Here is a 3,206-nt window from a genome sequence, read left to right on the forward strand (position 1 = left end):
GAAAACGAGGAACTCATAGCGGCGATACAAAATAGTTGTAGGAGCCGCGCTGAGATTATTGCTTTCTTAGAGAGCAAGTAATCTATATCCCAATGCCATCGATTTCTAATAGGTCAGATGGCATTGAGTGGGTAAACCTTGGGAAGTTAGCAACTACATTAGATTCTTACTTACTCAACGTTTTCAAAATGAGGAATATGAATCACTTCTCCACCCTTCATTGCGGATTCGTGAGCACAGATTCCTGTACCTGTCCAATAAGCACCCATAATATCATCAATGCAGCAAGGACGGTCTTCTAAAATGGAACGGACGAATTCGTGAACAAGATGTGGATGCGATCCACCATGTCCGCCACCCTGTGCAAATGATAAGTGGGTATTTTCATTATCGTAAACAGTATTTGTTGTGAATCCAGAGATTTCCTTTGGCAGAAGATAAGCGTAATCTGGAATTTTGATTCTTTCTTCTTTGATTTCGCTTCCACGATTGGATTTTTCATTGGAATCTGAAATAATATCTACCTTTTCAAGGACTCCTGTTCTGGTATACAGTACAGGATCTTCATCAGCTAATTGCTGCCATTCAAAGCTCTTGTTTTCTCCATATACACGGAAGCATTCGGAATAGCTTCTTGCAACACCATATAAGAATCTTTCCATTTCAATTGTAATATCGCTGTCTTTCAGGGAAATGAAAGCAGATTCAAATGCAAACGGACAACCGTATTGTTCCTCCAGTTCCTTTCTTACCTTGCCAGATCCCTTTGCGTATACTTTGTCTGGTAGATGTCCTGCCAACATTAGACAAGGTGCAACAGCATGTGTTGGATGCATCAGTGGTGGAAATCCATTCCAGTAATCAGGCCAGCCTTCCATATCCTGATAATGTGCACAAGACATATACTGAAGGCGCCCCAATGCACCTTTTTCGTAGAGTTCTTTCATATATAGAAATTCTCTCTGGAAGATGGTTGTTTCCATGAACATATAGTTCTTTCCAGATTGTTTTCTAGCATGAATGACATCTTCCAATTCCTGGATGCTCATGCCCATTGGGATGGTACACCCACAATGCTTTCCTGCATTTAATACTCTTACAGAAAACGGAGCATGTGTTGCAGGCGGTGTTACAAGATGGACAGCTTCAATTTCCTCAATATCTAGAACCTGCTGAAGATCGGTAAAGCACTGTTCTTTTGGGATACTGTAACGCTCCCTTGCAATGTCAAGAAGTTTTTGGTTCTTATCTACCACATATACCTTATCAACATCCGGATGCTTGCAGTAGATTGCTACAAACTCAAGTCCGAAGCTCAATCCTACAAGAGCTACGTTTAATTTTTTCTTTTCCATTTAGAAATCCTCCTTTTTACCTTTTCTTAAAAAATATTGTATTGATTTCGTGTTTGCAGGTCTCATTGTATGCTGAAATTGATGGATATTGAATAAAGATGTTTTATCAGTTTGTGAAAAATTATTAAAAAATTGTAGAGCCTTTCTAAGAGAAGGTGTAAAATTATTTTAAATAAAACAGGTATTTGTTAAAAATTTGAAAGTGTATAAAATATAGAAAAATCTTTTGGAAATTCAAAAAAAAGAGATGAAAATCTTTTGTTCAAAAACTAAATGTATTATGGTTAAATACGTTTATGAGATTCGAAGAGCCGGCCGGTAGGAAGAATCATCTGGAAAAGGACATGACGAGTGAGATAAGAAAGGAAATGGGTATATGATGAGAAAAAGATTATTAGCAGTTGTATTATGCGTAGCGATGCTTGCCAGTTTAACGGCATGCAGCAGTTCAGGAGAATCAGAGAAACCCGATACCTCAAACAATGCTGATCCATCAAGCAGTGAAATAACTGTTATGATGGTGAATGACTGGATTGATGAGTCTACCGGAAAGGGTGCCGAATTTGTGAAGACAGTCAAACAGTTCGAAGAGAATAATCCTGGAGTTAAGATTACATTACAGGGAGCTTCCCAGCAGGATATTAAAGAAAATTTCCAAACAGCAGCATTAGCAGGGGGCGGTGCTGATGTGGTTATGATGGACAACTCGGGTCATGCAATCGATATGGCTGCCATGGGACTTCTTTATTCATTGAGTAAGATCACAACTGCTGAGGAATTAGAAAGCCAGTACCAGCCAGGACCACTGAATTCTGGTAAATTTGAAGGTAAATATTATTCTATACCGTGGTACATGGATTCCTGTGGGTTATATTACAATGCAGATCGTTTGAAAGAACTTAATCTGGAAGTTCCGACGACATGGGATGAACTACTTAATGCAGTAAAGGTTGCAAAGGAAGCTGGCTATGGCGGAATCACAACTTACCAGAGCGCATATGCATTTTACTCCTTCTTTTATCAAAATGAATGCCCTGTGATTGATACAAGCGGTGAAACTCCGGAGGTTGTAATTGACAGTGAGGCAGGAAAAGAAGCGTGGAATTATATTTGCGAGCTGATTGAAAACGACGGACTGGTGGAATCCTTCAAGGAAGCAACTACATGGGACAAAGTATACGAGAGTTTTGCAAATGGAGAGGCTACATTCTTATTAGGTGGTGACTGGTGTTCAAGCGGTGTTGAGGGAATCAATCCGGATCTGAACTATGGTATTGCACCAATGGTAAAAGAAAAGACGCAGGCAACGGTACTGGGGGGATGGACATGGAACATCAATGTAAACTGCAAAAATCCTGAGCTTGCGTATCAACTGATTCAGTACTTGAATTCCGAAGACAGCGATCCAATACTGGCAGTAGAAGGAAAAATTTCGGCAAGAAAAGATTTCGACTATGACAAGGCGTTGGAAGGAAAAGACAAGCTCAAAGTATTTACCGAAGAATTCCCATATACAAAGGCAAGACCAGCTGTTATTAATGAAAAATCCGTTGATGAAATGATCACTAATGCAATCTTAGAGGCTGATTATAATCATATAGATCCGGATACGGCATTACAGAGTCTATCAGATAAAATCAACGAGAATATTCAGTCAAACTATAAATAACTCAAACTTCGCACATAGATTTTGACTATGCACCGTGAAAATTCAATACCTGGCAGTTATTCAGTTATCAAAGCTCAGAGTTTATGTTGCTAGAAGTTTCGATTTCAGCAATGTTGGTATTGCATTCATAAATGCATCCACCAATTCATCGATTTTTTCATCTGGTAACTCAACATTATCAG

Annotated in this window: 2 protein-coding genes; one reads left to right on the plus strand and one right to left on the minus strand. The window is 39.1% G+C overall.

The genetic code is table 11. The annotated features are described in order from the left end of the window. Window positions 1-170: 170 nt before the first annotated feature. Window positions 171-1,355: a Gfo/Idh/MocA family protein gene (locus BJR36_RS19775; protein ID WP_091237150.1), complete on the minus strand. Its 1,185-nt coding sequence runs from the start codon at window positions 1,353-1,355 to the stop codon at window positions 171-173. A gap of 376 nt (window positions 1,356-1,731) precedes the next feature. Here BJR36_RS19775 and BJR36_RS19780 point away from each other — a divergent pair, with 376 nt between their 5' ends. After that, window positions 1,732-3,024 (plus strand): sugar ABC transporter substrate-binding protein, encoded by a 1,293-nt coding sequence (locus tag BJR36_RS19780; RefSeq protein ID WP_242875704.1) that lies wholly within the window; start codon window positions 1,732-1,734, stop codon window positions 3,022-3,024. Window positions 3,025-3,206 lie beyond the last annotated feature (182 nt).

Origin of the sequence: Anaerobium acetethylicum, assembly GCF_900096945.1 — a bacterium.
GTDB classification, from domain to species: Bacteria; Bacillota; Clostridia; order Lachnospirales; family Lachnospiraceae; genus Anaerobium; species Anaerobium acetethylicum.